The organism is Promicromonospora aerolata (genome assembly GCF_042682255.1).
In the GTDB taxonomy this organism is placed as follows: Bacteria; Actinomycetota; Actinomycetes; order Actinomycetales; family Cellulomonadaceae; genus Promicromonospora; species Promicromonospora aerolata.
The window spans coordinates 4,164,121-4,190,373 of sequence record NZ_JBHUHF010000001.1 but is presented as its reverse complement, the minus strand read 5'-3'; the positions used below and the strand labels follow the sequence as shown (position 1 = coordinate 4,190,373).

21 protein-coding genes are annotated in these 26,253 nt (G+C 72.6%); 9 read left to right on the top strand and 12 right to left on the bottom strand.

What is annotated here, in order from left to right:
• Positions 1-18: 18 nt before the first annotated feature.
• A complete protein-coding gene (gene ptsP, locus ACFSL2_RS18630; RefSeq protein ID WP_377199271.1) occupies positions 19-1,668 on the bottom strand; it encodes a phosphoenolpyruvate--protein phosphotransferase in 1,650 nt (549 codons plus the stop codon).
• Between the two features lie 210 nt (positions 1,669-1,878).
• Here ptsP and ACFSL2_RS18625 point away from each other — a divergent pair, with 210 nt between their 5' ends.
• Together ACFSL2_RS18625 and ACFSL2_RS18620 are read left to right on the top strand one after the other, a co-directional pair.
• Positions 1,879-2,436 carry a PTS sugar transporter subunit IIA gene (locus tag ACFSL2_RS18625; protein WP_377199270.1) on the top strand — a complete coding sequence of 186 codons (558 nt, stop codon included), beginning with the start codon at positions 1,879-1,881 and terminating at the stop codon, positions 2,434-2,436.
• 110 nt (positions 2,437-2,546) lie between these two features.
• Positions 2,547-3,191: an HAD family hydrolase gene (locus ACFSL2_RS18620; protein WP_377199269.1), complete on the top strand. Its 645-nt coding sequence runs from the start codon at positions 2,547-2,549 to the stop codon at positions 3,189-3,191.
• A gap of 4 nt (positions 3,192-3,195) precedes the next feature.
• Here the strand turns inward: ACFSL2_RS18620 and ACFSL2_RS18615 are convergent, their stop codons facing one another.
• A complete protein-coding gene (locus tag ACFSL2_RS18615) occupies positions 3,196-5,178 on the bottom strand; it encodes an NHL domain-containing thioredoxin family protein (protein ID WP_377200852.1) in 1,983 nt (660 codons plus the stop codon).
• A 31-nt stretch (positions 5,179-5,209) separates the two neighbouring features.
• Positions 5,210-5,425, bottom strand: a complete 216-nt coding sequence (locus ACFSL2_RS18610; RefSeq protein WP_377199268.1) for a hypothetical protein — start codon at positions 5,423-5,425, stop codon at positions 5,210-5,212.
• A gap of 259 nt (positions 5,426-5,684) precedes the next feature.
• Here ACFSL2_RS18610 and ACFSL2_RS18605 point away from each other — a divergent pair, with 259 nt between their 5' ends.
• Together ACFSL2_RS18605 and ACFSL2_RS18600 are read left to right on the top strand one after the other, a co-directional pair.
• On the top strand, positions 5,685-6,770 hold the full coding sequence (locus ACFSL2_RS18605) for a hypothetical protein (RefSeq protein ID WP_377199267.1): 1,086 nt from the start codon (positions 5,685-5,687) through the stop codon (positions 6,768-6,770).
• Between the two features lie 248 nt (positions 6,771-7,018).
• The gene (locus tag ACFSL2_RS18600; RefSeq protein WP_377199266.1) at positions 7,019-7,363 is read left to right on the top strand and encodes a hypothetical protein; all 345 of its coding nucleotides are present in this window, start codon (positions 7,019-7,021) and stop codon (positions 7,361-7,363) included.
• 87 nt (positions 7,364-7,450) lie between these two features.
• Here the strand turns inward: ACFSL2_RS18600 and ACFSL2_RS18595 are convergent, their stop codons facing one another.
• Both ACFSL2_RS18595 and ACFSL2_RS18590 read right to left on the bottom strand, forming a co-directional pair.
• On the bottom strand, positions 7,451-9,619 hold the full coding sequence (locus tag ACFSL2_RS18595; protein ID WP_377199265.1) for a S9 family peptidase: 2,169 nt from the start codon (positions 9,617-9,619) through the stop codon (positions 7,451-7,453).
• 4 nt (positions 9,620-9,623) lie between these two features.
• Positions 9,624-11,681 (bottom strand): bifunctional copper resistance protein CopD/cytochrome c oxidase assembly protein, encoded by a 2,058-nt coding sequence (locus ACFSL2_RS18590; protein ID WP_377199264.1) that lies wholly within the window; start codon positions 11,679-11,681, stop codon positions 9,624-9,626.
• A gap of 157 nt (positions 11,682-11,838) precedes the next feature.
• Here ACFSL2_RS18590 and ACFSL2_RS18585 point away from each other — a divergent pair, with 157 nt between their 5' ends.
• Positions 11,839-12,120, top strand: a complete 282-nt coding sequence (locus tag ACFSL2_RS18585) for a WhiB family transcriptional regulator (protein ID WP_308292390.1) — start codon at positions 11,839-11,841, stop codon at positions 12,118-12,120.
• A 186-nt stretch (positions 12,121-12,306) separates the two neighbouring features.
• Here the strand turns inward: ACFSL2_RS18585 and ACFSL2_RS18580 are convergent, their stop codons facing one another.
• From ACFSL2_RS18580 to hisC, 4 genes are all read right to left on the bottom strand, one after another.
• Entirely contained in the window at positions 12,307-13,881 is a 1,575-nt protein-coding gene (locus ACFSL2_RS18580; protein ID WP_465264541.1) for a dihydrolipoamide acetyltransferase family protein, read from the bottom strand.
• 18 nt (positions 13,882-13,899) lie between these two features.
• A complete protein-coding gene (locus ACFSL2_RS18575) occupies positions 13,900-14,931 on the bottom strand; it encodes an alpha-ketoacid dehydrogenase subunit beta (protein WP_377199262.1) in 1,032 nt (343 codons plus the stop codon).
• A gap of 5 nt (positions 14,932-14,936) precedes the next feature.
• On the bottom strand, positions 14,937-16,106 hold the full coding sequence (gene pdhA / locus ACFSL2_RS18570; protein ID WP_377199261.1) for a pyruvate dehydrogenase (acetyl-transferring) E1 component subunit alpha: 1,170 nt from the start codon (positions 16,104-16,106) through the stop codon (positions 14,937-14,939).
• Positions 16,107-16,436: 330 nt separating this feature from the next.
• Positions 16,437-17,531, bottom strand: coding sequence for a histidinol-phosphate transaminase (gene hisC / locus ACFSL2_RS18565; protein ID WP_377199260.1), 1,095 nt, complete (start codon positions 17,529-17,531; stop codon positions 16,437-16,439).
• Positions 17,532-17,545: 14 nt separating this feature from the next.
• Here hisC and ACFSL2_RS18560 point away from each other — a divergent pair, with 14 nt between their 5' ends.
• Positions 17,546-17,953 (top strand): phage holin family protein, encoded by a 408-nt coding sequence (locus tag ACFSL2_RS18560; RefSeq protein ID WP_377199259.1) that lies wholly within the window; start codon positions 17,546-17,548, stop codon positions 17,951-17,953.
• 25 nt (positions 17,954-17,978) lie between these two features.
• Here ACFSL2_RS18560 and ACFSL2_RS18555 read toward each other — a convergent pair whose 3' ends face one another.
• The 3 genes from ACFSL2_RS18555 to ACFSL2_RS18545 form a co-directional block, all read right to left on the bottom strand.
• A complete protein-coding gene (locus tag ACFSL2_RS18555) occupies positions 17,979-19,499 on the bottom strand; it encodes an RBBP9/YdeN family alpha/beta hydrolase (protein ID WP_377199258.1) in 1,521 nt (506 codons plus the stop codon).
• Positions 19,493-19,843: a hypothetical protein gene (locus ACFSL2_RS18550; protein WP_377199257.1), complete on the bottom strand. Its 351-nt coding sequence runs from the start codon at positions 19,841-19,843 to the stop codon at positions 19,493-19,495. Before ACFSL2_RS18550 ends, ACFSL2_RS18555 begins: the two co-directional genes overlap by 7 nt.
• A gap of 227 nt (positions 19,844-20,070) precedes the next feature.
• The gene (locus tag ACFSL2_RS18545; protein ID WP_377199256.1) at positions 20,071-22,575 is read right to left on the bottom strand and encodes an amylo-alpha-1,6-glucosidase; all 2,505 of its coding nucleotides are present in this window, start codon (positions 22,573-22,575) and stop codon (positions 20,071-20,073) included.
• A gap of 171 nt (positions 22,576-22,746) precedes the next feature.
• On the opposite strand from ACFSL2_RS18545, the gene purB reads away from it, so the two are divergent.
• From purB to ACFSL2_RS18530, 3 genes are all read left to right on the top strand, one after another.
• The gene (gene purB / locus ACFSL2_RS18540) at positions 22,747-24,246 is read left to right on the top strand and encodes an adenylosuccinate lyase (protein WP_377199255.1); all 1,500 of its coding nucleotides are present in this window, start codon (positions 22,747-22,749) and stop codon (positions 24,244-24,246) included.
• A 21-nt stretch (positions 24,247-24,267) separates the two neighbouring features.
• Positions 24,268-25,647 (top strand): M20 family metallopeptidase, encoded by a 1,380-nt coding sequence (locus ACFSL2_RS18535; protein WP_377199254.1) that lies wholly within the window; start codon positions 24,268-24,270, stop codon positions 25,645-25,647.
• Positions 25,648-25,767: 120 nt separating this feature from the next.
• Positions 25,768-26,133 carry a serine/threonine protein phosphatase gene (locus tag ACFSL2_RS18530; RefSeq protein ID WP_377199253.1) on the top strand — a complete coding sequence of 122 codons (366 nt, stop codon included), beginning with the start codon at positions 25,768-25,770 and terminating at the stop codon, positions 26,131-26,133.
• Positions 26,134-26,253: the final 120 nt, after the last annotated feature.

Here is a 26,253-nt window from a genome sequence, read left to right as displayed (position 1 = left end):
GGGGGGTTCAGATGAGGTTCAAGCGAGCAGACGTCCCCGGACCACGTCGCGTGCCGCCTGCGCCGTCGGGCACTCGAGCACTGTCCGTGCCAGGTCCGCGCACTCGTCGCGGGACACACCTGCCAAAGTACCCGCGACGTCCGCCAGTGCGCGGGGTGTCATGGACAGTGATGTGACGCCCAACCCCACCAGGACGGGGGCGAGCAGCGGGTCCGCCGCCGCCTCACCGCACACGCCCACGGGAGCACCATGCACCGCGCCGCCTTCGCACGCCACCCGGACGAGCTCCAGCACGGCGGGCTGCCACGGGGTCGAGAGGGCGGCGACGCCGGCCAGGTCCCGGTCGGCCGCCATCGTGTACTGCGTGAGGTCGTTGGTGCCGAGGCTCGCGAACGCGACCTCCGCCAGCACGTGCCGGGCCTGGAGCGCGGCGGCCGGGGTCTCGATCATCACACCGGGCTGTTCCAGGCCGTGTGCGGCACAGGCGGCCGCGAAGTCGCGGGCCTCGTCCACCGTGGCGACCATCGGAGCCATGACCCAGACCTCGGCGGTCTCCGCGGCGGCGGCCTGGGCGATCGCATCGAGCTGCCGGTCCAGGACGTCGGGGTGCGCGACGGCGGTGCGCAGCCCGCGCACGCCGAGGGCTGGATTGTCCTCGTGGTCCGGCGTGAGGAACCGGAGCGGCTTGTCGGCGCCGGCGTCGAGCGTGCGGACCACGACCCGTCGATCCGGAAAGTGGGACAGGACCGCCCGGTAGGCGGTCACCTGCTCCTCGATGGTGGGTTCCTCGCCCCGCCCGAGAAAGCAGAACTCGGTGCGGAACAGCCCGACGCCGCGTGCACCGGCGGCCGCGGCCGCCTCGGCCGCTGCGGGGTCCGCGACGTTCGCCACGAGCTCCACCTCGAAACCGTCGCGGGTGGCGCCCCGGCCGTCGAAGGTGACGGCGGTGATCCGGCGCCGGGCGCCGGCGACGTCGGCCGGGGCCGGCGACCGCAGGACGGTACCGAGCGTGCCGTCGACGACCACCTCCTCGCCGTCGGTGAGGTCGCTCGCGCTCGGCAGCGCCACCACGGCGGGGATGCCGAGGGCGCGGGCCAGGATCGCCATGTGGGAGGTGGGGCCGCCGCGGGCCGTGACGACCGCCGTCACCACCGTGGGGTCGAGCATCGCGGTGTCGGCCGGGGCGAGATCGCTGGCCACCAGCACGAACGGGTGCCCAGGATCGGGCACGCCGGGTGGGGCGGCCCCGGTGAGGGCGGCGACGATGCGGTCGCGCACGTCGCGCACGTCGCGGGCCCGCTCCGACATGGGCGGGCCGAGCGCCTCGAGCTGCGTCGCCACCGAGCCCGCCGCGTCCCACACCGCGCGCTCCGGGGTGAGGCGGTCCTCCAGGACGCGACGAGCGGCGCCTGCGGCGAGGGTGGGGTCGGCGGCCATGGCCGCGGTGACCGCGAGGACGTCGGCCGCGGTACCCGACGCGCGGCCCGCACGCTCTGCCAGGTCCGCCTCGACCTGGGCCGCTGCCTCCTCGACGGCGCGAACGGCCTCGTCCGCCGAACCGGACAGCCGGGTGGTCCGCGGCTCGGGCACGCGGGCCGGCATCCGGACCACTGCTCCCACCGCGCGTCCCGGGCTCGCCGGGACCCCCGTGAGCCTCTCGCTCGTCATCCGTACGCTCCCTCAAGGCTCGTCGTCGAGTGCGCTGGGAACGTTACACGCGAGCGACTCTCCGGGCGAGGCTCGGTCGGTAGGAGCTGTTTGGGGGATCGGTCGGGCTGCTTCGCTCGGGCGGGAGTGCTTCTCGCACCGGCGGATGGAGTGGCGATCCACCGGCCGCGGCTCCGCTCGGAGGAGTCCGCCGTCTGACAGGATGGCTCCATGGCCGAGGCCCTGATCGTCGGATCCCCCGTCGCCGGACGGGTGGTCGCGATGCGCGACGTGCCCGATCCTGTCTTCGCAGAGAGCATCGTCGGCCCGGGGCTCGCGATCGACCCCGACCCCGAGCTCGGCGGACGTGTCGTCGCACCGTGCGCGGGCGTGGTGGTGAAGCTCCACCCGCACGCCTTCGTGCTGCTGGCGCCGCCCGTCGGCCGGAGCGACCTGGCGGGACAGGACGCGCAGGACGCGCCGGACCAGGGCACCCCGGGCGACCCGGCGGCGCACCCTCCCCCGGCCGGTGGCCGTGGCGTCCTGGTGCACCTCGGCGTCGACACGGTCCAGCTGAAGGGCCAGGGGTTCACGCTGCTCGTCGCGGAGGGTGCAACCGTCGCGGCCGGCCAGGCGCTCATCGCCTGGTCCCCCGTCGAGGTGTCCGCCGGCGGCCGCTCCCCGCTGGTACCGGTCGTCGCCCTGGACCTCGCCCCGCTGGGCCTCGAGGAGCTGGCCCGTCCGGGGGCTCGGGTCCAGGCCGGGGACCCGCTGTTCCACCTGGCGTGAAGCGTCGTGCTGCGCCGACCCCTCCGCGACCGGTCCGACGCCCCCGGACGGGTCAGAGGGACGGGTCACTCACGTGACCTGTGCTTCTGACACGGCCTAGGGTCGGGCCCATGGTGCGCACCGTGGTGTTCGACGTCGGCGAGACACTCATCGACGAGTCCCGGATCTGGCTTCGCTGGGCCGAGCGGCTCGGGGTGCCTCCGCTCACGTTCCTCGGTGTGCTCGGTGGCTGTGCCGCGCTCGACCTGCCGCACCAGGACGCGTTCGAGATGGTGCGCCCTGGCCTCGACGTCGAGGCCGAGATCGCCCGGTGGACGCGCGACGACCCGACCGGTCTGTGCAACGGGTTCGACGCCGACGACCTCTATCCCGACGTCCGGCCCGCTCTGACGGCGCTGCGCGGAGCCGGCTTCGACGTCGTCATCGCAGGGAACCAGCCGCCCGAGGCACGCGCCGCGCTGGAGGCCATGCACCTGCCGGTGAGTGCGATCCGCACCTCGGACGAGTGGGGCGTCCAGAAGCCGGAGCCCGGCTTCTTCGTCAAGGTCGCGGAGCTGTCGGGGGTCGCGCCGGAGGAGATCGCGTACGTCGGTGACCGGCTGGACAACGACGTGCTGCCCGCCGCCGACGCCGGGATGCGACCGGTCCTGCTCCGTCGCGGCCCCTGGGGCTACCTGCACGCGCTGCGTGCGGAGGCCGCGCGTGCGACGGTCATCGACTCCCTGGCCGAGCTTCCGGCGGTCCTCGCCCGCTGAGCTGTCAGCCGCGGAGCGGCAGCGTGAGCTCCGCGTCGCCGGACGGCACCACGCGGACCGGCACGCCCCAGTCCTGCTGCGCGAGGTGGCAGGCGGGGAACACGTCCGGGTCCGGCTCGCCGTTCGGCAGCAGGGGCACCTCGTCGCACGAGGCAGCCTTCGCGGTCACGTGCAGCACGCCCTCCGGCACGTCGGGGTTGACCACCAGGTCGCGGAACAGGTCGGTCCCGTCCCCGGCACCCGAGAGCAGCAGCTCCGGTGGAGTCGCGCTGACCTGGAGCGACGTGGACGGGCCCCAGCGGTCGTCGAGCTTCTGACCCGGCGCAGGCACGAACGGCACGTCCAGCCGGAGCGCCCCCGCACCGACGTCGGTCGCCGGCCGGGCGACCCGGTGGGCGCCACCGTCGAGCACCTCGCCCACGAGCGTCGCGGGGAGAGCCACCCGGGTGAGCCGGTGTGCTGCCGACTCCACGACGAGCAGGTGGACGGCATCGCCGGCGACCTCGACGAGCACGTCCGACGGCTCTGCCAGGTCGGTCGCCAGGGTCGTCACGGCGGCGGTGGCGGGGTCGTACCGGCGCACCGCGCCGTTGTACGTGTCCGCGACGACGACGGAGCCGTCGGGCAGCGCGGCCACCCCGAGCGGGTGCTGCAGCAGTGCCTGGTCGGCGGCGCCGTCGCGGTGGCCGAAGTCGAACAGCCCCTGGCCGACGGCGGTGCGGATCTCCGCGCCGCCGTCACCTCCGGGCTGGATCCGGCGCAGCGCCGACGTCTCCGAGTCCGCGAGCCAGACCGTCCCGTCCGCGGCCCGTGCGAGACCGGACGGTTGCGCGAACCAGGCGGTGGCACCCGGCCCGTCCTCGAGCCCTTCGTTCATCGTCCCGGCGAGCAGGCGGACGCTCCCGTACCCCTCCCGGGCGACGGGGTCGAAGGCCCAGAGCGTGTGGTTGCCGGCCATGGCCACGACGAAGGCTCCGAGCTCGGGCGACCACTCGACGTCCCACGGCGACGAGAGGTTCACGGTGCGCGCGGGATGGTCGTCCCCGGCGTGGAACGGCAGCGCGGGACCATCCGTCTCCGGGACGAGCCGTGCGCCGGGTACCGCGGAGTCCTCGTCGATCCAGCCGGAACGCAGCACGTTCTCCTGGCCGCCGACCATGAACTGCCGGCCCGTTCCCGCGACGGTGTGCACGGCACCGTCGGACAGGCGCACGCCGCGCAGGGCGTGGTTGACGGTGTCGGCGACCACCACGTCATAGCCGAGGCGGGCCCTGAGGTCCTCCGGCACCAGGGCGAGCCCGTTCGGCTCCGAGAACCGCGCCTCGTCCGGACCGCCGTCGGCCGGCCCGCGCTCACCCGAGCCGATGCGCCGCACGAGCGTCTCGCCGTCCGGTGCGAGCTCCGCGAGGGAGTGGTGCCCGGCGTCCGCGACCAAGAGGTTGCCGTTCGGCAGCGCGAGAGCCTTGGCGGGGAACCGCAGCGTGCCCGACGCCGGGGCGGGCGGCACGTACGGCCCGGAGCCGCGGTGGAGCGTGCCCTTGGCCCCGTGCTCGGCGATCAGGTCGGTCACGAGCGCCGCGATCGCCGAGCCGTGCCCTTCGCCGGCCATCTGGGCCACGATGTAGCCCTCGGGGTCGATGACCACGAGGGTGGGCCAGGCCCGCGCGGTGTAGGCGCCCCAGGTCACCAGCTCCGGGTCGTCGAGCACCGGGTGCCGCACCTCGTACCGCTCGACGGCGGCGGCAAGCGCGTCCGGGTCGGCCTCGTGCTCGAACTTGGGTGAGTGCACGCCCACGATGACGAGCGCGTCGCGGTGCTGCTCCTCGACCTCGCGCAGCTCGTCGAGGACGTGCAGGCAGTTGATGCAGCAGAAGGTCCAGAAGTCGAGCACCACGACCTTGCCGCGGAGGTCGGCGAGCGTGATGCCGTGGCCACCGGTGTTCAGCCAGCCGCGCCCGACGAGCTCGGACGCACGGACCCGGGGCATCTTCTGGACTCCTGTACTCACCGGCCCATTGTCACTCCGCGGGTGCGCTGCCCTGCTCGGTGTCCGGCCTGCGGGCACGCCACTGCTCGACCAGGGCCTTGTCGGCCCGCCGGCGCGTGAGGTCGCTCTTGTTGGAGTGCACGGCCGCCCGGTGCGCGAGCAGAGCGGCGCGATCCCGCTCGAGTGCCCACATGAGGGCCTCGCGCACGTCGGCGCGGGTTACCCGCACGCTCCGCGTCTCATCCATCGTCCCGATCATTCTCGCCGTTCCGTGTCCACCGGCGTCCAGAGCGAACGCCGCCAACGATTCAGGAGGCTTACCGAGGATGTTTTGTGACATCTCAGGTCTTCCTGGCTTTCACCCGGCCATGGTTGGGTGTAGCAGAGGAACGTACCGCGCAAACCTGGCAGGGCGATATCCGCCTTTGGGATGACTTTCCGGCACAGACCGGCGTGTCGTCGGCTGTGTGCCGTGTGGTGTTGGTGGGCGAGGAGAGGATCAGGGCATGGACCGCGACCAGGCCAGGAAGATGAAGGAGCAGCTCGCAGCCTTCGCCCGAGAGCTAGCCGAGAAGCATGGAGTCGTGGCAACACCGCGTTCGCTGGGCGGGCAGTCGGTGTCCGAGGCAGCCGACCTCGTCCGCGCCCCGACCCTCGCGCTCGGCCTCGTGCCCCAGCCCGAGGGCGGCTTCGGCATCGCCGTCCGCTATCGGCTCGGGGTGCCTCGGGCACGCTCGATAGTGCGCAAGATCTCAGCGGAGGTCGGGCCCGACGTCGACGTCCGCCGTACGGGGCGCATCCGTCCCGTGAGCGAGCTGGGCCCGCGCCCGCCCGCACCGACGTCGCAGGCCGACGGCGACACGGACCGACGCCGTCCCCTGCGGCCCGGCATCTCGATCGGCCACGTGGGCGTCACGGCGGGCACCCTCGGCGCCTTCGTGACCCGTGCCCGGCCCGGAGGCCGGGACGGCGGGAGCAACGGCACCCCGGACGACGGGCTGTACGCGCTCTCGAACTACCACGTGCTGGCCGGTTCTCCGGAGGCGCAGCCCGGCGACGTCGTCCTGCAACCCGGCCCGGCCGACGGCGGCCTGGCACCCGGCGACCGGATCGGCGAGCTGACACAGGTGGTCGACCTGGAGGCGGTCGAGCCCGCCTACACGGATGCCGCGATCGCGCGTCTCGACCAGGTGCCGGTGGACTTCGAGTACCCCGTGGGGCGCGTGGTGAAGACCGCGCGCGCACTCGGCGGGGAGGTCGTCGGCAAGGTGGGCCGCACGACGTCGCTCACGCGCGGGCGGGTGACGGCCATCGAGCTCGATGACGTCATCGTCGGATACGAGGATCTCGGCGCCCTCAGCTTCGACGACCAGATCGAGATCGAGAGCCTCGACGACGGGCCGTTCTCGCGAGGCGGCGACTCCGGTGCGCTCGTGTACCGGGAGGACGGGGTCGCGCTCGGGCTGCTGTTCGCCGGGTCGGAGTCCGGCGGGCGCAGCGGCAAGGGACTCACGTACGCCAACCCGATCGACCAGGTGCTCGAGATCCTGGGGATCGAGCTGGCGGGCGAGCCCACGCAACCGTTCGGCTAGGTGCGCACGCTCGTGCGCGGTCTGCCCCGGTTCGGGCGGCGTTCGGTATGCGCACCAGCGTTTCCAGCGCCGGGCGTGTCGCCCGTGGCGCTCGGTGGCACGGGCGTGTCCGTCCGGCGCGTCGGGCGCCGCGACACCGCTGACCTGCGAAGCCATCGGGGTCCCCGCGGCGGCGGGATCGGCCGCCCTGCGGCCCCCTGCAAGGGGTAGACACGGGGGACACAATGGATGACCAGGAGGTGATCGGGATGGCAACACTCGACGAGGCTCGGTCGGCAAAAGCCGCATTGCGGGAAAAAGTGACCGGGCTCGACGGTGTGATCGGAGTTGGCGTCGCCCCTGAGTTCACGACGTCCCTCGGGCAGCCCCCGCGCGAGTTCCCAGCGCGTCAGCACGCGGAGCCCGACACGTCCGGTGGATCGCCGGTCGAGGTGCTCGCCGAGGAGGTCTCGGTGGAGCAGGTGACAGGCCCCGGCGGAAGCTGGGTGCTGCAGGTCAACGTGACGGACCCCGGGCTGGTGGACAAGGTGCCCGAGGAGATCAACGACGTGGCCGTGCGCGTACGCGTCCTGGGCGCGGTCCGGGCGGGCTGAGCGCAGCACCGAGGCAGAGCGCCTGACCGGCGCTCCGCCCCAGCGTGCCCGAGGCGGCCCGGATGGCAGCCCTCGCGACCCGTCGGCTCAGCCGAGGGTCGTCGGCAGCTCCGGCGTCTCGCCGAGCAGCTGCTCCGCCAGGAAGGCGGACACCACCTGGTACCAGACCTTGGCGTTCTGCGGTGTGAGGACCCAGTGGTTCTCGTCCGGGAAGTACAGGAACCGGTGCACGGTCTCCCCGTCGTCCGACGCCGGAAGGCCGGACCTGGTCAGGAGCTCGAACCACAGCCGCAAGCCCTCGCCGATCGGGACGCGATAGTCCTTGTCGCCGTGGATCACGAGCATCGGGGTGCGGATCTCGCCCACGGCCAGGTGGGGGCTGTTCTCGAGCGCCATCTCCGGCGTCATCTCGCGGGCCCAGTAGAAGCTGGCGTCGGTGGTGGGGCCGAACTGGTCCAGCGCCCACAGGCTGGCGTGGGTCACCACCGCCTGGAAGCGGTCGGTGTGCCCGGCCACCCAGTTCGCCATGTACCCGCCGAACGAGCCGCCCATCGCGGCCGTACGGGTCTCATCGATCTCCGGCAGCGCCTCGGCGGCGTCGGTGATCGCCATGAGATCGGTGAACGGCGCCTTGCCCCAGGCACCCCAGCCGCGCTGGACGAACTCCTGGCCGTAGCCGGTCGACAGCGCCGGGTCCGGCAGCAGCACGGCGTAGCCCTGGGCGACCATCAGCCACGGGTTCCAGCGCCAGCTCCACGTGCTCCAGGTGCTCAACGGGCCGCCGTGGATCCACAGCAGGAGCGGGGCCTTGGCCGACGTGTCTGCGTCGCCGGCCGGGGTGGGCAGCGCCAGCCAGGCCCGCACCCGCGTCCCGTCGTCCGCCGTGGTCTCGATCTCGGTGAGCCGGCCCGGTAGCGCCGGAGCCGGCACCGGCGAGCGCAGGAGGATCGCCCCGACCGGCGTCCGCTCCCCTGCCGCGCCCGAGGCGAGGAAGGCCGCGAGGTCGATGCGCACGGGCTCGGCCGGGGCCGCGTAGGAGGACCGCAGCGCGAACACGCCGGAGCCGTCGGGGGTGATGGAGAGGTCGGAGAAGAACGCGTCGTCGGCGGTCAGCCGCTCGACCACCACATCGCTGCCCGGCAGCGCCCCGGAGAACGTGAGCAGGAAGACGGGGCCGCGGCCGTCGTCGTCGGCCTGGACCAGCAGGCCGCTGCCGTCCGGGAGCCAGGTGGGCCGGCCGGGCCAGCGGTCCCAGTCGTCCGCGAGGACCACCGGTTCCGCCGAGCCGTCGACCGGCGCCAGGGCGAGGCGCATCACCGGGGCGTCGGCCGGGGACGAGATCGACTCGGTCACGTAGGCGACCCAGGCGCCGTCGGGCGAGATGCGCGGGCCGCCGGCGTCCGCGTCCGGGTCGTCGACGAGCACGCGCCGGTCACCGGTGGCCGTGTCGACGACGACGAGGGTGGTGCGGACGGCGGCGCCGGGGTCGGGCACGGCCCAGGTCGCGACGAGCGTGGTCCCGTCGGCCGACAGGTCCGCGGAGTGTTCCACGAGGTGCCGGCCGGCGCCCGTGAGGTCGCGCAGCTCGAGGTGCTTGCCCGGCGCCGGCGTCTCGCCCTCGCCGGAGGCGCTGGGCAGCGGCGACGCCGGATCGTCGGCGAGCGCCGCGAGGTCGCCCGCGAAGAGCCGTGCCTGGTCGGGTCCGAGGTCGTGGTCCCAGAGCCGCACCGGGTAGCCCGTGTGCAGGATCGCGGAGACCTTCTGGTCCTTGCGGGCCTTGCGCAGCTCGGTGTCCTGCGCCAGGTCCTTGGCGGAGGGCAGGACGTCGGCGGCGACGCTCACGATGTCGGTGTCGCGTGCCGTGAGCGCCGCGGAGACGCCGCCGGGCGGTGCGGCGATCACGCGGGCCTCGCCACCGTGCGCGGGCAGGAGCCACAGGGCGGACACCGGGTCGGTGGTCGAGGACCCGTCCGGGTCGGGCCGGGCGGAGGTGAACAGGAGGTCGCCGGTGCGGGTGAAGACGGCGGACGACTCGCCCTTCGTCGAACGGGTGAGGCGCCGGGCGGGCGCCGCGCCCGTCGGGTCCACCTCCCACAGCGCGGTGCGGTAGCCGGTGCGCTCGTCGTCGAGCGTCTGGACTCCGGCGACGAGGCGAGTGCCGTCCTGGCTGGCGGCAAGGCCGGTGAGGCGCGGGATCGCGACGTAGTGGTCGAGGTCGTGGAACGGGGTCTGTTGGGATTCGCTCACGCGAGACACCTAATCACGCCCGCCCGGACTCGCCTCGTCGCACCGCCTGGTCCGCCTTCTGCGCCAGCATCTCGTTGTACGCCTCGAGCTCGGCGTCGCCGTCCCGTTCCGCCTTGCGGTCGGTCCGCTTGGCCTCGCGTGCGTCGGACCGCGCCCAGGAGAACGCCACACCGACGGCGAGCAGCAGCGTCGGCAGCTCGCCGATGCCCCAGGCGACGCCGCCGCCCTTCTGCTGGTCCTCGATGGCGCTGGGACCCCATTCCCGGCCCATGAGGCCGAACCAGTCGGGCAGGAGGAGCGCGGTGCCGGACATGAGGGTCACACCGAAGAACGCGTGGAACGCCATGGTCGCGAAGAGCAGCACGAGCCGCAGCGGGTAGCTGGGACGGGCGGGTCCGGGGTCGATGCCGATCAGCGCGTTCGCGAAGAGGTACCCGACGAGCGTGAAGTGGGCGACCATCCACACGTGGCCCACGTAGGTGGTCATGGCGAACTCGAAGAGGGGGGTGAAGTAGAAGACGATCATCCCGCCCGCGAACAGGACTGCGGCGACCACCGGGTTGGCCATGAACCGGCCCACGGTGGAGTGCACCAGTACCAGGACCCATTCGCGCGGGCCGCGTGAACCGTCCTTGCGGGCCGGGACGGCCCGCATGAGCAGGGTGACCGGCGCCGCCAGGACGAGGAACAGCGGCACCACCATGGCCAGGACCATGTGCTGCACCATGTGGGCGCTGAACAGCACGTGCCCGTAGGCGGCCGCGCCGCCGCTGGTGGCCCAGAACAGGACCACCATGCCGAGGCACCACGAGACGGTGCGGCCGAGGGGCCACGCGTCCCCGCGCTGCCGCAGGCGCAGCGTCCACCGCACGTAGACGAGCACGGCGGCCGCACAGGCGAACGCGAGAAGGAGGTCCCACTGGAACTCGGTGAGCCAGCGCAGCACCGTGGGCTCGGGCGGCAGGGGGTGACCGGTGACGAGCTCGGCCGGAGTGGGGTCCGCGATGGGTTCGTCGGGCACGGGCGGTGCCGTGGAGCCGAGCGCCACCGCCACGCCGGAGACCGCACCCATCACGCCGACCTCCACGGCAGCGAGCCGCCAGAACAGCCCGATCGCCGCGTTCCTGGTGGCGGTCCCCGCGGTGAGCCGGGCGACGACGGTGCTGCGGTGCAGCCAGCCCAGGCCGCCCAGGACGATCAGCAGCACGACCTTCACCACGAGCAGCAGCCCGTAGTCGGTGGCCAGCCCGTCCAGGGACCCGATCCGGATCCACGCGCTGACGAGGCCCGAGACGGCCACCGCGGCGAAGCACCAGCCCGCGATCTCGGAGTAGCGGCGGATCACGTCGGAGGTGGTGGCGTGCCGGATCCCGACCAGGCCGATGGCCGCGAGACCACCGATCCAGAGGGCGGCGCCACCGAGGTGCAGGAACAGGGCCGAGACCGCGAGGTCGTGGCTGGACGCGCCGGCGGCGTGGCCGGTCGAGGACTGCATGCCGAGGGCGGCGAGCGGCAGCGCGATGGTGCACAGGGCGCCCACCGGTCCGCGGACCAGGAGCGCGACGGCCGCGGTCACGGCGGCGACGATCACGATCCCGAGGTACGTACGCCCCACGGAGATGGTCGAGACGTACTCCATGAGCGCGGGGCCGAAACCCTGCGCGTCCAGCGGCAGGTACGTGGACCAGGAGAACCGCAGCACGAGCTGCACCAGCGCCGCGAGGGTCCAGAGGCCGGCGGACACGCCCGCGACGCCGAGCGCCCGGTCGACGAGCGGTCCCCGCGGCAGCACGCAGGCCGCCAGTGCCAGGGAGCCGACCGTCACCGCGAGGGCCAGCTCCGTGACCACCGTCGCGACGGGCATGCCCCAGCGCACGAGCACGCCCGGGTCGGCGAAGTTGGCGAACGAGGTGAAGGCGCCGGAGAACGTGCCGGCCGCGACGAGGGCTGCCAGCGCGACGAGGCCGGCGGTCGGCAGTGCGACGGCGAGCCACGACGGGCTGGTCGGTCCGTTCGCAGTGCTCGTCCGCGCGGTGCTGCTGGTGCTGTTCCGGGCGTCGGTCGGGTTCACGCGTCCAGCCTAGGCGTGCTGCGCCGCGGCACAGACCGTCCGCTGGTGTCCGGTTGACCACTCCCCGGGCCACCCAGAACCGGGCATTTCGACGAAGTTGCGGAAAAGTTTGGCCCGATTATGAACCAAACCCAACCCTTCGGCCCTCTTCTGCGTTGTGACCAGTGTGGACCTCGCGAACATCATCACCGAGACCGACGACTCCGTGCCGTGCTCGGACCAGCCCGAGCTCTGGTTCGCGGAACATCCCGCGGACCTCGAGGAGGCGAAGCGCGCGTGCGCGGTCTGCCCGCTCAAGGCGCAGTGCCTCGCGGGTGCGCTTGCCCGGCGCGAGCCGTGGGGCGTGTGGGGCGGCGAGATCGTCGTGGACGGCACCGTACGGAGCCGCAAGCGGCGCCGCGGCCGGCCGCGGTCGATCGGAGGCATGCGCGTGGCGTGAGCCGCGTGACCCACGAGACCTGCCCGAGGCACGGCGATCGAGTCCAGTCGCCGTGAGACGCCGGAGCAGTGCGCTCTCCGCACCGAGGATCTCCCAGACGGATCCGGACGAGCGCACTGCCCCGGTCGCAGCACGAGTCAGACCCCCAGGTCACCGAAGTGACCTGGGGGTCTGACACGTTCTGGCTCAGCCCCAGACGAGGCCGTGCGCCGGCTCTTCGAGCACCCGCGCGACATCCGCGAGGAACCGGGAGCCGAGCTCGCCGTCCGCCAACCGGTGGTCGACGCTGAAGCCGAGCTGGGTGACCCACCGCGGCTTCACCTTGCCCTTGTGCACCCAGGGCTGCTTGCGGATCGCGCCGAAGGCGAGGATCCCCGTCTCCCCCGGGTTCAGGATGGGCGTGCCCGTGTCGATGCCGAAGACGCCCACGTTGGTGATCGTGATGGTGCCGTCGGACATGTCCGTGACCGAGGTACGCCCGGCACGCGCGGTCGCCGTCAGCCCGACGAGCGCCTTCGCGACGCCGAGCAGGTCGAGCGTGTGCGCGTCCTTGATGTTCGGCACCACGAGGCCCCGGGGGGTCGCCGCGGCGATCCCCAGGTTCACGTAGTGCTTGTAGACGATCTCCTGCGCCTCGTCGTCCCACGCCGCGTTGATCTGCGGGTGCCGCCGCACGGCGAGCAGCACCGCCTTGGCGGCGATGAGCAGCGGTGTCACCCGCACGTCCGCGAAGTCGCGGTCCTCCTTGAGCCGCTCCACGAGCCGCATCGTCTTGGTGACGTCGACCGTGTGGAACAGGGTCACGTGCGGAGCCGTGAACGCGCTGGCGACCACTGCCTCGGCCGTGCGCTTGCGCACCGACCGCACCGGGACCCGCGTCTGCCGCCCGTCCGACGACACCACGCCCGACGCGAGCCACGGCTCGTCGTCCGGGTAGTGCGTCAGCGTCCGCACCGACGAGCGCTCGGCGTGGGCGACCACGTCCTCGCGCGTGACGATGCCGCCAGGGCCCGACGCGTGCACACCCGCCAGGTCCACCCCCAGGTCCTTGGCGAGCTTGCGGACCGGCGGCTTCGCCAGGACACGAGCACGCGCGGCCGTGGTGGTACCCGTGTCCGACGCCGGAGCAGCCGCCGGGCCACGAGCCGGCGCCGGGGTCGGTGCCGCGGGAGCCTTGGTGGCTACCGCCGACGCACCGGCCCTGGCGGGTTCGGGCGCCGGAGCGGCGGGAGCCGCCGGAGCCGGTGCGGCCGGTGCGGCCGGTGCCGGAGTCGCCGGTGCCGGTGCCGGTGCCGGTGCCGGTGCCGGTGCCGGTGCAGCAGGCGGAGCCGCCTGGTGCCGACGTCGCCGTCCGCTCGCCTTCGCCTCCGCCGTGCCGTAACCGACGAGCACCGATCCGGAGCCCTCGTCCTGCGTGCCCTCGCCGGCGGGGGCACCACCACCGGGTCCGGCGGCCGGCTCGGCCGCCGATGCGGTGCCGTTCGGCGTCGATCCGGCGGGACCACCAGCGCCGTCGGACACCGCGATCTCGATGATCGGCGTACCGACGTCGACGGTGGTACCCGGTTGGACGAGCAGGGCGGACACCGTCCCTGCCCACGGCGACGGCAGCTCGACGAGCGACTTCGCCGTCTCGATCTCGACGATCGTCTGGTTCACCTCGACCGTGTCGCCGACGGCGACCTGCCACTCGACGATCTCGGCCTCGGTGAGGCCCTCTCCGACGTCGGGGAGCGGGAACCTCTGGTTCTTCAAGCTCACTCTCGGCTCACTCCTGGGTCAGTGCGCGAAGGCACGGTCGACGGCGTCGAGCACGCGATCCACGCTCGGCAGGTATTCGTGCTCGTGCTTCGCCACCGGGTACGGGGTGTGGAAGCCGCCCACGCGGAGCACGGGCGCCTCCAGAGCGTAGAAGCACTCCTCGGTGACACGGGCGGCGATCTCGGCCCCGGCACCGAAGAACACGGGTGCCTCGTGGATCACCACGCAGCGCCCGGTCTTGCGCACGCTCGCCACCACGGCGGCGGTGTCGATGGGGGAGATCGCGCGCAGGTCGAGCACCTCGGCCGAACGCCCCTCCTCCGCGAGGGCGTCCGCGGTCTTCATCGCGGTCACGACGGACGGCCCATACGCGACGAGCGTGACGTCCGTGCCCTGGCGCACCACCTGGGCCGCGTTGAGCGTCTCGGTGCCGATGGGGGTGCCGAGGTCGACCGGTCCCTTGCCCCAGTAGCGGGCCTTGGGCTCGAAGAACACCACGGGGTCCGGGGAGGCGATGGCCTCCTGGATCATCGTGTAGGCGTCCTGCGGACCGCTCGGCGTGACCACGCGCAGGCCCGCGGTGTGCGCGAACAGTGCCTCCGGGCTCTCGCCGTGGTGCTCCACGCCGCCGATCCCACCGCCGTACGGGATGCGGATCACCACGGGCATCTGCACCGCCCCGCGCGTGCGGTTGTGGATCTTCGACAGCTGCGTGGTGATCTGGTTGAACGCCGGGAAGACGAACCCGTCGAACTGGATCTCGCAGACGGGCCGGTAGCCGCGCATGGCCAGGCCGATGGCGGTGCCGACGATGCCCGACTCCGCCAGCGGCGTGTCGACCACGCGCTGCTCGCCGAACTCCGCCTGCAGGCCGTCGGTCACGCGGAAGACGCCGCCCAGCGGGCCGATGTCCTCACCCATGAGCATGACCTTGTCGTCGTGCCGCATCGCGGCGCGCAGGCCCTCGTTGATCGCCTTGCCGAGCGTGAGCGTCTTGGTGCCGGACGCCGCGTCGGGGGCGTCGCTGGATGTGTGCGTACGTTCCGCCATGGTTGTCATCGTGCGCCTCCCTGCGCTGAGTCCGCGATCGCATACTGCGGGGCCGGCGGGTCACCGGCGTCGTAGGCCTCGTACCAGGCCCGCTCGGCTGCGACGACGGCGTGGGGGGTGGCGTACACGTCGTCGAACGTGCTGGCCACGGCCGAACCGCCGTCGAGGGTGCGGACGCCGGTGCGCAGCGCGTCGCCCAGCTCGTCACCCGCTGCCTTGATCTCCGCCTCGAACTCCGCGTCGAGCGCGTCCTCGGCCCGCAGCAGTGCGGCGAGGCGCTCGATCGGGTCGCGGCGCCGCCACATCTCCTCCTGCTCGGAGGTGCGGTACCGGGTCGGGTCGTCCGACGTGGTGTGAGCGCCCATGCGGTAGGTGAACGCCTCGATGAAGCTCGGGCCCTGGCCCAGGCGGGCCCGTTCGAGCGCCTCCTGGGTCGCGGCGTACACGGCGAGCACGTCGTTGCCGTCGACCCGCAGGCTGGGCAGGCCGAACGCCTCGCCCCGCCGGTACAGCGGGGTCTTCGTCTGCCGGGTGGTCGGCTCGGAGATGGCCCACTGGTTGTTCTGCAGGAAGAACACGACGGGGGCGTCGTTGACCGCCGCGTAGACCATGGCCTCGTTGACGTCACCCTGCGAGGTGGCGCCGTCGCCGAAGTAGGCGACCACCGCGGTGCCGTCGTGCTTGTCGTGCGGGGTGCCGTCCCGCTGCACACCCATGGCGTAGCCGGTGGCGTGCAGGGTGTGCGCGCCGATGACGATGGTGTAGACGGCCGTGTTGCTCTCGGTCGGGTTCCATCCACCGTGGTCGGAACCGCGGAAGAACCGCAGCCGATCGACAGGGTCCAGGCCACGGACCTGCAGGACACCGTGCTCCCGGTACGACGGGAAGACGTAGTCCTGGGGGCGCAGCGCGTGGGCGCTGCCGACCTGCGCGGCCTCCTGGCCACGAGCCGGCGCGAACAGGGCGAGCTCGCCCTGTCGTTGGAGCGAGGTTGCCTCGTCGTCGAAGCGACGAGTCAGGACCATGTCGCGGTACATGCCACGGAGGTCTTCCGCGGTCAGGGCAGCGGCTCGGTCACGGTATCCCTTGGTCCCGCGCGTGGTGACGCGGTTCCCTTGGGGATCGAGTAGCTGCAACGTTGGGATCGCCTCGTTGGAGCCGTTGGTCGTTGTCACGCTTCCTCCTTCAACTGCGGACGCGAGCGCCCGCTGTTGCGGAGACGCCCGGCCCGTTCCGGGGACCTTTCCATCCTGGCACGGGTCCAGCCGGAAATTTGGCCGATCCGCAACCTACGCTGTCGTAGCCTACGCAAGCGTAGGCTACGGGTCCGTAGGTTGGTCTGCCGCGATGTCACCCAATCTCTCGGGTGCCCGTTTGTCGGATTCCACCAAGCCGCGCGAGGCCAGGGCCCGGAAGCCGCGCGAGGCCAGGGCCCGGATGGTCGGCAGAAAGTCAGGTGATCGGTCGCTCGGGCTGCCGATCACCTGACGTTCTGCCGACCACGGTCAGCGCTGGCGCCAGGCCGACGCGACGGCCAGGAACGCGTCGTTCGCGTCCGGGTCGCCGATGCTCACCCGGATCCCGTGGCCGGCGAACGGGCGCACCAGGACGCCTGCGTCCTTCGCCTCGGCGGCACGCTCCATGGTCGCCTCGCCCAGGTCGAACCACACGAAGTTGGCGTGCGTCTCCGGCAGCACCCAGCCCTGGTCGCGCAGGCCCTCCACGACGCGGGTGCGCTCGCCGACCAGTGCCTCGACGCGTTCCTTCAGCTGGCTCTGCGCCTCCGGCTCCAGTGTCGCCAGCGCCGCGGCCTGCGCCACGAGCGAGACACCGAACGGCGTGGACACGCTGCGGATCCCCGCGGTGAGGCGCGGTTCGGCGATCGCGTAGCCGATGCGCAGCCCGGCCAGTCCGTGCGCCTTGGACAGGGTCCGCAGGAGCAGCACGTTCGAGTAGCGCGTGTAGATGTCGATACCGTTCGGCGCCTCCGGGTCGCGCACGAACTCGAGGTAGGCCTCGTCCAGCACGACGAGGACGTTCTTCGGCACCGCGGCCAGGAACGTCTCCAGCTCTCCCACGTGCACGGCCGGACCGGTCGGGTTGTTGGGGGTACAGACCAGCACCACGCGCGTGCGCGGGGTGATCGCCGCCGCCATCGCGGGCAGGTCGAGCCGCCCGGTGCCCTCCTCGAGCGGCACCGTCACGGTCGTGCCACCGGACACGGCTGCCGCGATCGGATAGGCCTCGAACGAGCGCCACGGGAACACGATCTCGTCCCCGTGGTCGACCACGGCGTTCAGGATGTGCGACAGCAGCGCTACCGAACCGTTGCCGACCACCACGTTCTCCGCTGCCACACCGCTGTGTGCGGCAAGCCGTCCGACGAGCTCGTCGGCGTAGATGTCGGGATACCGGTTGACCTCGGCGGCTGCGCGCGTGATGGCGGCCTGCACCGACGGCAGCGGCGCGTAGGGGTTCTCGTTCGACGAGAGCTTCCACGCCGGGGCGCTCGACCCGGCGCGCGCCCCGGGAACGTAGGACGGCAGGGCCGACACGGCAGGGCGGAGCGGTACGAATGCTTCTTCCACGGAGGTCAGCATGCCACGATGACCAGATGAAGCTCGTGGCGCGCATCCTCATCACCGCACTCGCGATCGGGCTGTCGTCCCTGATCCTGGGTTCTCACATGGACATCGTCAGCAACGGCACCACCCTCGGCACGATCCTCGCGGCCGTGGTGGTCGCGGTGGTCTACGGCCTTGTCCACATGATCGTGAAGCCGATCGTCCAGCTCATCTCCCTCCCCCTCTACATCCTCACGCTCGGCCTCGTGTCGGTGCTGGTCAACACGCTCATGCTGTGGATCACCACGCTCATCACCAACCAGTCCTGGTTCTCCGACCAGCCCAACTGGGGTCTGGAGGTGACCGGCGGCTTCTGGTGGTTCGTGCTCGCGGCGCTCGTGATCTCGGTGGTCCAGACGATCCTGCTGGCGATCCTGCCCAAGAAGGTCTCGGACTGACCCGAGGGCGTACCGGAGGACGAGGTCAGGGGTCGGCGCGCTCCGCGCGGTAGAAGACGGTGCGCACCGCCCTCCCGTCCAGCCTCGTACCGATCCGGTCTGCCACCTGGGAGACCCGTGGGTCCCCGAGTGCGACCGCGAGATCGAGGGTGCGGACGTGCGTGGCGACCGCATGCGCCTGCGCCACGTCTCCGGACGCCGCCCGGTCGCTCGCGTCGGCCGAGTCCCGCAGCGACCGGACCACCGTGACGCGGTCCCGCGTGCGGGGGTTCTCCGCGGCGGAGCGGCCGTCGGCGTGCGAGACCAGCTCCTCCGGCGTCTCCAGGTGCAGCACCGGCACGCCGGGCGGGGTGACGAGCAGTCCCGTCGGTGCCCCGGCCGTGACCAGCCCGCCGACCCGGTAGCGCTCCGTGAAGCTCGCCCGCGACACCAGCGCGGCCGCAGCGATCCCGCCCAGGCTGTGCCCCACGAGGGTGACCGGCTCGTCGGGCCCCGCCCCGGAGTCCGCGAGCGCGCGCTCGACGGCCACGGTCCCGCCGTCGGCCTGACCTGCGATGAGCTCGACGTCGGTCCGGCCGTCCCAGGGATGTTCCGCCGGGAGCGCGGACTGGGTACCGGGGATGAGTACCGTCCAGGACACCGTGCCGTCGGCACCGGTCACCTTCTGGATCGCCACCGTGGCCGGCGGCGCACCGCCCTGCTCGGGGTACAGGCTGTCGATCCTGGCCACCGCCTCCTGGACGGACCGGGCCCCGGTGTCGGACCACGCGGGCACCGCCCCGTCCGCGAAGTCCCCGGCACCCAGCCGTGCGACCCGCAGGCCCCGGTCGTCGTTGCCGAGCACCGGCAGCTCCCGGGCCACGTGCGCGAGCGCCCCGGCACCGCCCGGTACGCCGGAGCGGCCCTGCGCGAGCCCTGGCTGGGCCAGCGCGACGCCACCACCCAGGCCGGTGAAGGCCTCGTCGGAGTACGGGGCGAGGCCCCGGGTGGCCGCGGCCCAGACCTGACCGGTGACCGGCGAGAGCGCACCACCCGTGACGGTCCCGCCGACCATCCGCCCCGCCATCTCGGCGCCGCCGACGGCGGCGGACCCGGCGAGCCCCGCCCAGCCCAGCCCGCCGACCGCCGCTCCGATGCCGAACGTGCCCGCCGTGACGAGGGCACCAACCACCCGTTCCGCCGTCGACTCCGCCTCCTCGTACGACCCCGCCGCGCGGAGCAGGCGCCGGCCCAGCAGCTCGCACAGGTCGGCACGCGTGACGAGGCCGCGAGCAGCGTCCTGGGCGGCTGCTTCGAGCGCCCGAGCCTGGGCCCCGGCCTCGCCGGTCACCCACGAGGTGGCCTCGGTCCGACCCGCTCCGAATACGTCCAGGTCGCCGCCCGCCTCCAGGCAGCGCACCGCTGCCGACCGTAGGTCGGCGGCGGCGCCGGCAATGAGCGCCGCCGCCCGCCGCACCGAGTCCAGATCGACGGCCGACGGGCCCGCCCCGCCGTACACCGTGACGGTGTCGACCGGGGCCAGCGGCGCGTCGGGCGTGCTCACCATGGCCGGACGCCGACCGGACCCGAGCCGCCCGCCCCCGGCTCCGGCTCCGGAGCGGGCCCACCGGGAGACGGGAGGACCGCCGTCTGAGCAGCGACCGCGTGCCGCACCGCCACGTCGACCAGCTCTCGGTCCCGGCCGAGCGCCTGCAGCGCCTCGGTGACCGCGACGCGGTACAGCTGCGCCGCGCGGGCCTGCCACTCCACGTCGCCGGACGCGCGCAGCGCGTCGGTCGCCCGCTCCACCAGGGCGACCGCTTCGGCGAGCGCCGACGCCGGTCCGCCTCCCCACCGGCCGTGGCCCTGCGCGGGGCACCACTCGCTGGTCCTGGACGTGCTGGCGTACATCGGCCCTCCTGCCTCCGCGGGTGTCGAGCCGGTCAGCTCTTCCGCAGACGTTACGGAGCGGCCGGGCCCCGGCGTCGGACCGGTCCCGCCGCCTGTGCACAGGTCGGCGTGGGACGGGGGTGTGGTCGGGCTCGCACCCGCGGAACGCCGTCGGGAGGGCCCTTGCCCGGCCCCGGACGGATGGCCTGCCCGGACCACGGTCCAGGCAGGCCATCCGGGAGTGCCCGCTACAGGCAGACCTCCGTGCGGCCCGCCTCGACCGTGGCACGGTGCGCGGCTCCCTGCTCCGGGAAGACCTGGAGCCGAACGGCTTCCGCGGCGTTGACCTCGAAGCAGGCGCCGTCGGCGGACCACTGGAAGTCACGCACCACGACCCGGCCGCCGACGGCCTGGAACACTCGGCGACCGTCCTGCCGCAGCTCGGTGCGCTCGGGGCTGACCGTCGCGGCATACCGGTGTCCGTGCACGCGGACGTCGTCGACGGCGTTCCGGCCCGACAGGTCCCACGAGCCGAACGTGACCGACCCCGGCTCGCCCCACGGGTCCTCCGCGACCAGCTCGTGCACCGCCATCAGCGGCATCACGTTCGACCACGTGTAGTAGCGCCACGCGCTGTCGACCGCCGACGCGTTGATGACCTGCCCCGGCTCCGGGTCGAAGTACTCGGGGAACCAGCCGTTCTTGTCCCAGCTGTCGAGCCACATGCGCGTGCTCTTCGACGCGAGCTCGCCGGCCGCCGCGTCGAGCCCGTACCGCTTGACGCCGTCGTACACGGTCGCGTTCATCGGTGGCCACACCGCACCACGCCACTGCTCGCAGGAGTTCTCGTCGCCCCACGCGAGGTAGAACCGGTAGTTCTGCGAGTCGTTCGGCCGGTCCAGCCCGTTCGCGCAGTACTCGGGGTCGGACCGGCTGATGCTCGGTATGCCGTACTCGCCGCCGAACTTCTCCGGGTCGAGCAGGTTCTCCTCGACGGTCCGCTGCGCCCGCTCCTGCGTCGCCACCCCACCGAAGAGCGGGTAGAAGACCGTGGCCGTGACGACCTCGCCCCAGGTTCCGTCGAGGTGCCGGTCGAGGTACATGCCCTTCTCCTCGTTCCACAGCCTCTCGTTGAACGCCTCCTTCACCGTGCTGAAGACGGCGCGGAACCGCGCTTCGTCCGCCGGCCGGTCGAGCACGCCGGCGAGCTCGGCCAGCGACTCCGCCATCAGCGCGTAGTAGGACGTCAGCGCCACGTCGGTGAGGTCGGTGTTGTCCCGCTCGTCGCCGCTGCCGCCGTCCTTCGGGACGCGGTTGGCGGCCTGGTAGGCCGGCAGGTCGTCGAGCCCCAGGTGGTTGCCGACCTTGCTCGCGTCCGCGTCGTAGGGCGCTTCGAGGAGGCCGTCGCCGTCCACGTCCCACTCGGGCAGCTTGTCGAAGAAGTCGACCAGGGCGGGGTAGGCCTGCTCCACGAGCTCCTGGTCGCCGGTCGCCGCATGGATCCGCTTGACCGCGTACGCGTGCATCGGTCCCGAGTGGAGCTGGTCGTAGCGCGGCCCGCCGACGTCGAACAGGTCTCGTTCGTGCTCACGTGCCAGCTCGGGATCGACCGTGAGCGCGATGATGGCATCCCAGGCGGAGTCCCAGCCGGTGAAGATGGTGTCGTTCTCGGCACCACCACGACCCCAGCCCCAGACGAGGAAGCTCCGCTGGAACGTCTCGTCGTAGTTGGCGTTGAGCGCGATGGCGGAGCGCATCACCGTCGCCGCCCTGCCTGCCGGTCCCTCGCCGCTCAGCGTGCCGACGTCCGCCTGGGCCTCCGCCCGGTCGAGAGCCGCGAGGATCTCGCTCTCGTCGGCCTCGTCCGTCGCCACCGGAGCTCCGGACACGGTCGACGTGAACGTCACGGTCTCGTTCGCGTCGAGCGTGTAGCGCAGGGCTGCGGCCGCCTGGCCGGGGGCTGCCGGCTCACCCTCCATCGCCGCGACCAGGTCGTCCTCCGACGCGTACGACGCACCACTGTCCGGGCGCACCGTCGGCGTCAGGGCGAAGTGGCTGGTCTTCCCCGGATCGTCCACCCCGGCGCCGCTGGCACGGATCCCGTGGTCGGTGACCTGGTAGGTACCTGGTTCGTCCCAGGGTGGCGCGGCCTCGAGGAAGACCGTCGTGTCGTCGGCCAGCGCCGTCACCGAGCCCACCAGCACGTTGGGCGCGGTCCGCGCGAACCGGATCTGGATCGTCTGCTTCTCCCGCTGCGTCTGCTCGTACCGGGACTCCATCACCGGAAGCAGCTCGCGCGCCTCCGCCACCTGGTCGGCGGGCCAGTCGTCGGGGTGATCGAGGATCTCCCGCAGCGCACCGAGCTGCTCGGGCGTGATCTTCCGGTCGTCGCTGCTGACCTTCACCTCGTAGTAGGAACCGTCGACCGTCGCCGGACCGACCTCCGCGACGTAGGGGACCAGCCCCTGGTTCTCCCGGATGAGGCGATCGCCGCTCGTCAGCAGGTTCACCCGCATGGTGAACCTGCTCTCGCCCTCGCCGACGAACAGGGCACCGTTGTCGTCCCGCTCCGTGTAGCCCGGCATGGCGAACGGACGCTCGAGCCCGTCCGCGCCGTCGTTCCCGTCCGGCGTGGTGACCTGGGCATCCGCCGAGACCGCCAAGGACGCCATGCACGCCGCCGACACCAGTGCGGCGCCGACGACGAGCGGACTGCGGCGCACGAGCCGGATCACGCCATTGTGATCGGTCATCTTGATTTCCTCCCGATTGTGAGCGCTAACAAGCTGACGGCGTCCAGGCTAACGTGACATGTATCATATGACAACAGTTACTTCTGTCCGGCTTCGGCCATCTCGCCAGGGAGCTCGGTACGGCCCGGGCACACTGCGCTCCTCGTCCAGCGGCGAGCTGGGCGTGGGAGAATGGAGGACGTGCCTGAGACGACCGCGCCCGCCGCCAGCCCTGCCAGCCCCGTCACCCGCGTCACTCTGGCGGAGGTGAGCCCGGCCATCGCGCTCGGACCGCTCGACGGCCGGTACCGCAAGGCCGTCGCCCCGCTCGTGGACCACCTGAGCGAGGCCGCGCTGAACCGCGAGCGCATCCACGTCGAGGTGGAGTGGCTCATCACGCTGTGCAACGGCACGCCCGGCGACCCGTCGCCCGTGGTCCCCGGTGCCCCCTCGCTCTCGCAGCAGGAGGTCGCCTACCTCCGCGCGATCCCCGCGTCGTTCGGCGCGGACGAGATCGCCGAGCTCGCCGAGATCGAGCGGGAGACGGTGCACGACGTCAAGGCGGTCGAGTACTTCATCAAGCGCCGTATCGCCGCCGCCCCGGAGGCGCTCGGCAGCACTGTCCTCCCCGCGGCGAGCGAGCTGGTGCACTTCGCCTGCACCAGCGAGGACATCAACAACCTGTCGTACGCGCTGATGGTCCGGGGCGCGGTCCGCGACGCCTGGCTCCCGGCGGCCACCGCCGTCGTCGACCAGCTCGCGGGCATGGCACGCGAGCACGCGGCGGCGCCGCTCCTGAGCCGCACCCACGGCCAGCCGGCGACGCCGACCACGCTGGGCAAGGAGCTGGCCGTGCTCGCGCACCGGCTGCGCCGGCAGCTGCGGCGTATCGAGGGTGCGGAGTTCCTGGGCAAGCTGAACGGCGCCACCGGCACGTACGGCGCACACACCGTCGCCGTGCCCTCGGCCGACTGGCCCGCCGTGTCCAAGGCGTTCGTCGAAGGCCTCGGGCTGGACTGGAACCCGCTGACCACGCAGATCGAGTCGCACGACTGGCAGGCGGAGGTCTACGCCGACATCGCCCGCTTCAACCGGATCCTGCACAACCTCGCGACCGACGTGTGGACCTACATCTCGCTCGGGTTCTTCACGCAGATCCCGGTCGCCGGGGCCACCGGCTCGTCGACGATGCCGCACAAGGTGAACCCGATCCGGTTCGAGAACGCCGAGGCCAACCTCGAGATCTCGTGCTCGCTCCTGGACACCCTCTCGGCCACGCTCGTGACGAGCCGCCTGCAGCGCGACCTCACCGACTCGACGACGCAGCGGAACATCGGCCCGGCTTTCGGGCACAGCCTGCTCGCCATCGACAACGTGGCCCGCGGCCTGGACCGGCTCGCCGTGAACGAGACGCTCCTGCGCGAGGACCTGGACGCCAACTGGGAGGTGCTCGGCGAGCCCGTCCAGTCCGCGATGCGCGCCGCGTCCGTCGCGGGCGTTCCCGGCATGGAGAACCCGTACGAGCGCCTCAAGGACCTCACGCGCGGCCAGCGCGTGGACGGCGCGCGCATGCGCGAGTTCGTGGCCGGCCTCGGTCTGCCCGACGACGTCGCAACCCGCCTCGCCGCCCTGACCCCCGCGACGTACACGGGGCTCGCCGAACAGCTGGTGACGGACTACCTGGAGGCCTGACCCCGGGCCGGCTTCCATACGATGGACGGCATGAGCCGCTCCAGCCCGCCAAGCACCGCATATCTCGACCACCTCGTCGCCGAGACCGCCGGGCGGCGGGAGGCGCTGGCCGGCGCCGCCCCCGCAGGTGGCCCCGGCGCGGTAGGCCACCCGGGACCCGCCGTGTCCGACGGCGGTGCGCCCGCCGCTCTCGTCTCCGCGGTCGAGCAGGCAGCCGGACGGCTCGAACCGGAGCTCGCGGAGATCGTCCGACGGCTCCACGAGCACCCTGAGCCGGCCTTCGAGGAGCACCGCAGCGCGGCGACGCTGCTCGAGGTGCTGGCGCGGTACGGCGTCGAGGCAGAGCTCGGCGTCCACGGGGTGCCGACGGCGTTCCGTGCCGAGCTGGGCGACCCCGCAGGCCCCACCATCGCGATCTGCGCCGAGTACGACGCGCTGCCCGGCATCGGGCACGCCTGCGGCCACAACGTCATCGCGGCCTCGGGCGTCGGCGCCTTCCTCGCCCTGCAGGAGGTCATGGCCTCCGGTGATGCTCCGGCCGGCCGCGTGGTGCTGCTCGGCACCCCCGCCGAGGAGGGGCACAGCGGCAAGGAGGTGCTGGCCCGCAACGGGGCGCTGGAGGGCATCTCCGCCGCGATCATGGTGCACCCGTACGGCCTCGACGTCGCCGACCAGGTATGGCTCGGCCGGCGGCTCCTGACCTGGACGTTCACCGGACGCCCCGCGCACGCCTCCGCCCAGCCGTACATGGGTCGTAACGCGCTGGACGCCGCCAGCCTGGCCTACCAGGGCATCGGCCTCCTGCGGCAGCAGATGCCGCCGGTGGACCGGGTGCACGCGACGATCGCCGAGGGCGGCACCCGGCCGAGCATCATCACCGAACGGGCCGTGGTGCACCTGTACGCCCGGTCGAAGTACGTGGACACCCTGCGCGACCTGTCACGTCGCCTCGACGACATCGCGCACGGCGCGGCGCTCATGACCGGCACCGACGTCGAGATCACCTGGGACGACGGCGCCCACCCGAGCCTGCCCGTGCGGGGCAACCGCGCGCTCACCGGCCGGTGGGTCGCGGCGCAGCGCCGTCGAGGACGTGACCCGCTGCCCGCCGGCGTGCTGTCGGAGACGCTCGCGGCGTCGACCGACTTCGGCAACTTCTCGTTCCGCGTGCCCGGCATTCACCCGCTCGTCCAGGTCTCGGAACCCGACGTCGCGCTGCACACCGCCGAGTTCGCGGCCGCGGCGGCCACCCCGGCTGCCGTCTCCGCCGCTGTGGACAGCGCTGCGGGGCTCGCGGCGACCGCCCTGGACTACCTGTACGACGCCGACCTGCGCGCCGCCGTCCACGAGGAGTTCGACCAGGAGGGCGGCGCCGTCGACGTGCCGGCCTACTTCGACTGACGACCGGCTCGATACCCCGGCCGACCATGCGCCTGCTGCCAGTTCTCGGCCAGGTTCGGCAGCAGGTGCATGGTCAAAAACAGTGGGGCCTGCGGCAGCCGGCAATCTTATGGTCAGGCCATGACGACGCCGGAGATCGCCCCCATCGACACCTGGCTCGCCGTCACGCGGGACGACGGCGAGATCGTCGGCTACCTCGAGCCGTTGACCGACGACTACGCCGACGTGGTCCCGCGCAACCGCCTGGGCCACGCCGTCGGCGATGCGCACGACTATCACGCGGCCGAAGAGCTGGTGCTCGAGCGCGGGCTGCGCGAGCTGGCAGAGCACTGGGTGCTCGACGGCGAGGGGCCGGAGCTCTCCGTCATCGAGCTCGCACCCGACGGCATCGTGCTGCGCGACGCGTTCCTGTCGAAGTCGCTGGCCCCCACGAAGCGGGTGCACGTGCCGTGGCCCGACACTGCGGCTCGCCTGCGCCGGGTCTGACGCCGGTCGGGCCACCTGAGACCGGTCGATCGAACGAACTCGACGACTTCGGTCCGTTGCCCTGGGGCCGGTCCTTTGCTGGACCGGTCCCGGGACAACGGACCGAGTCATTCCGGCCGG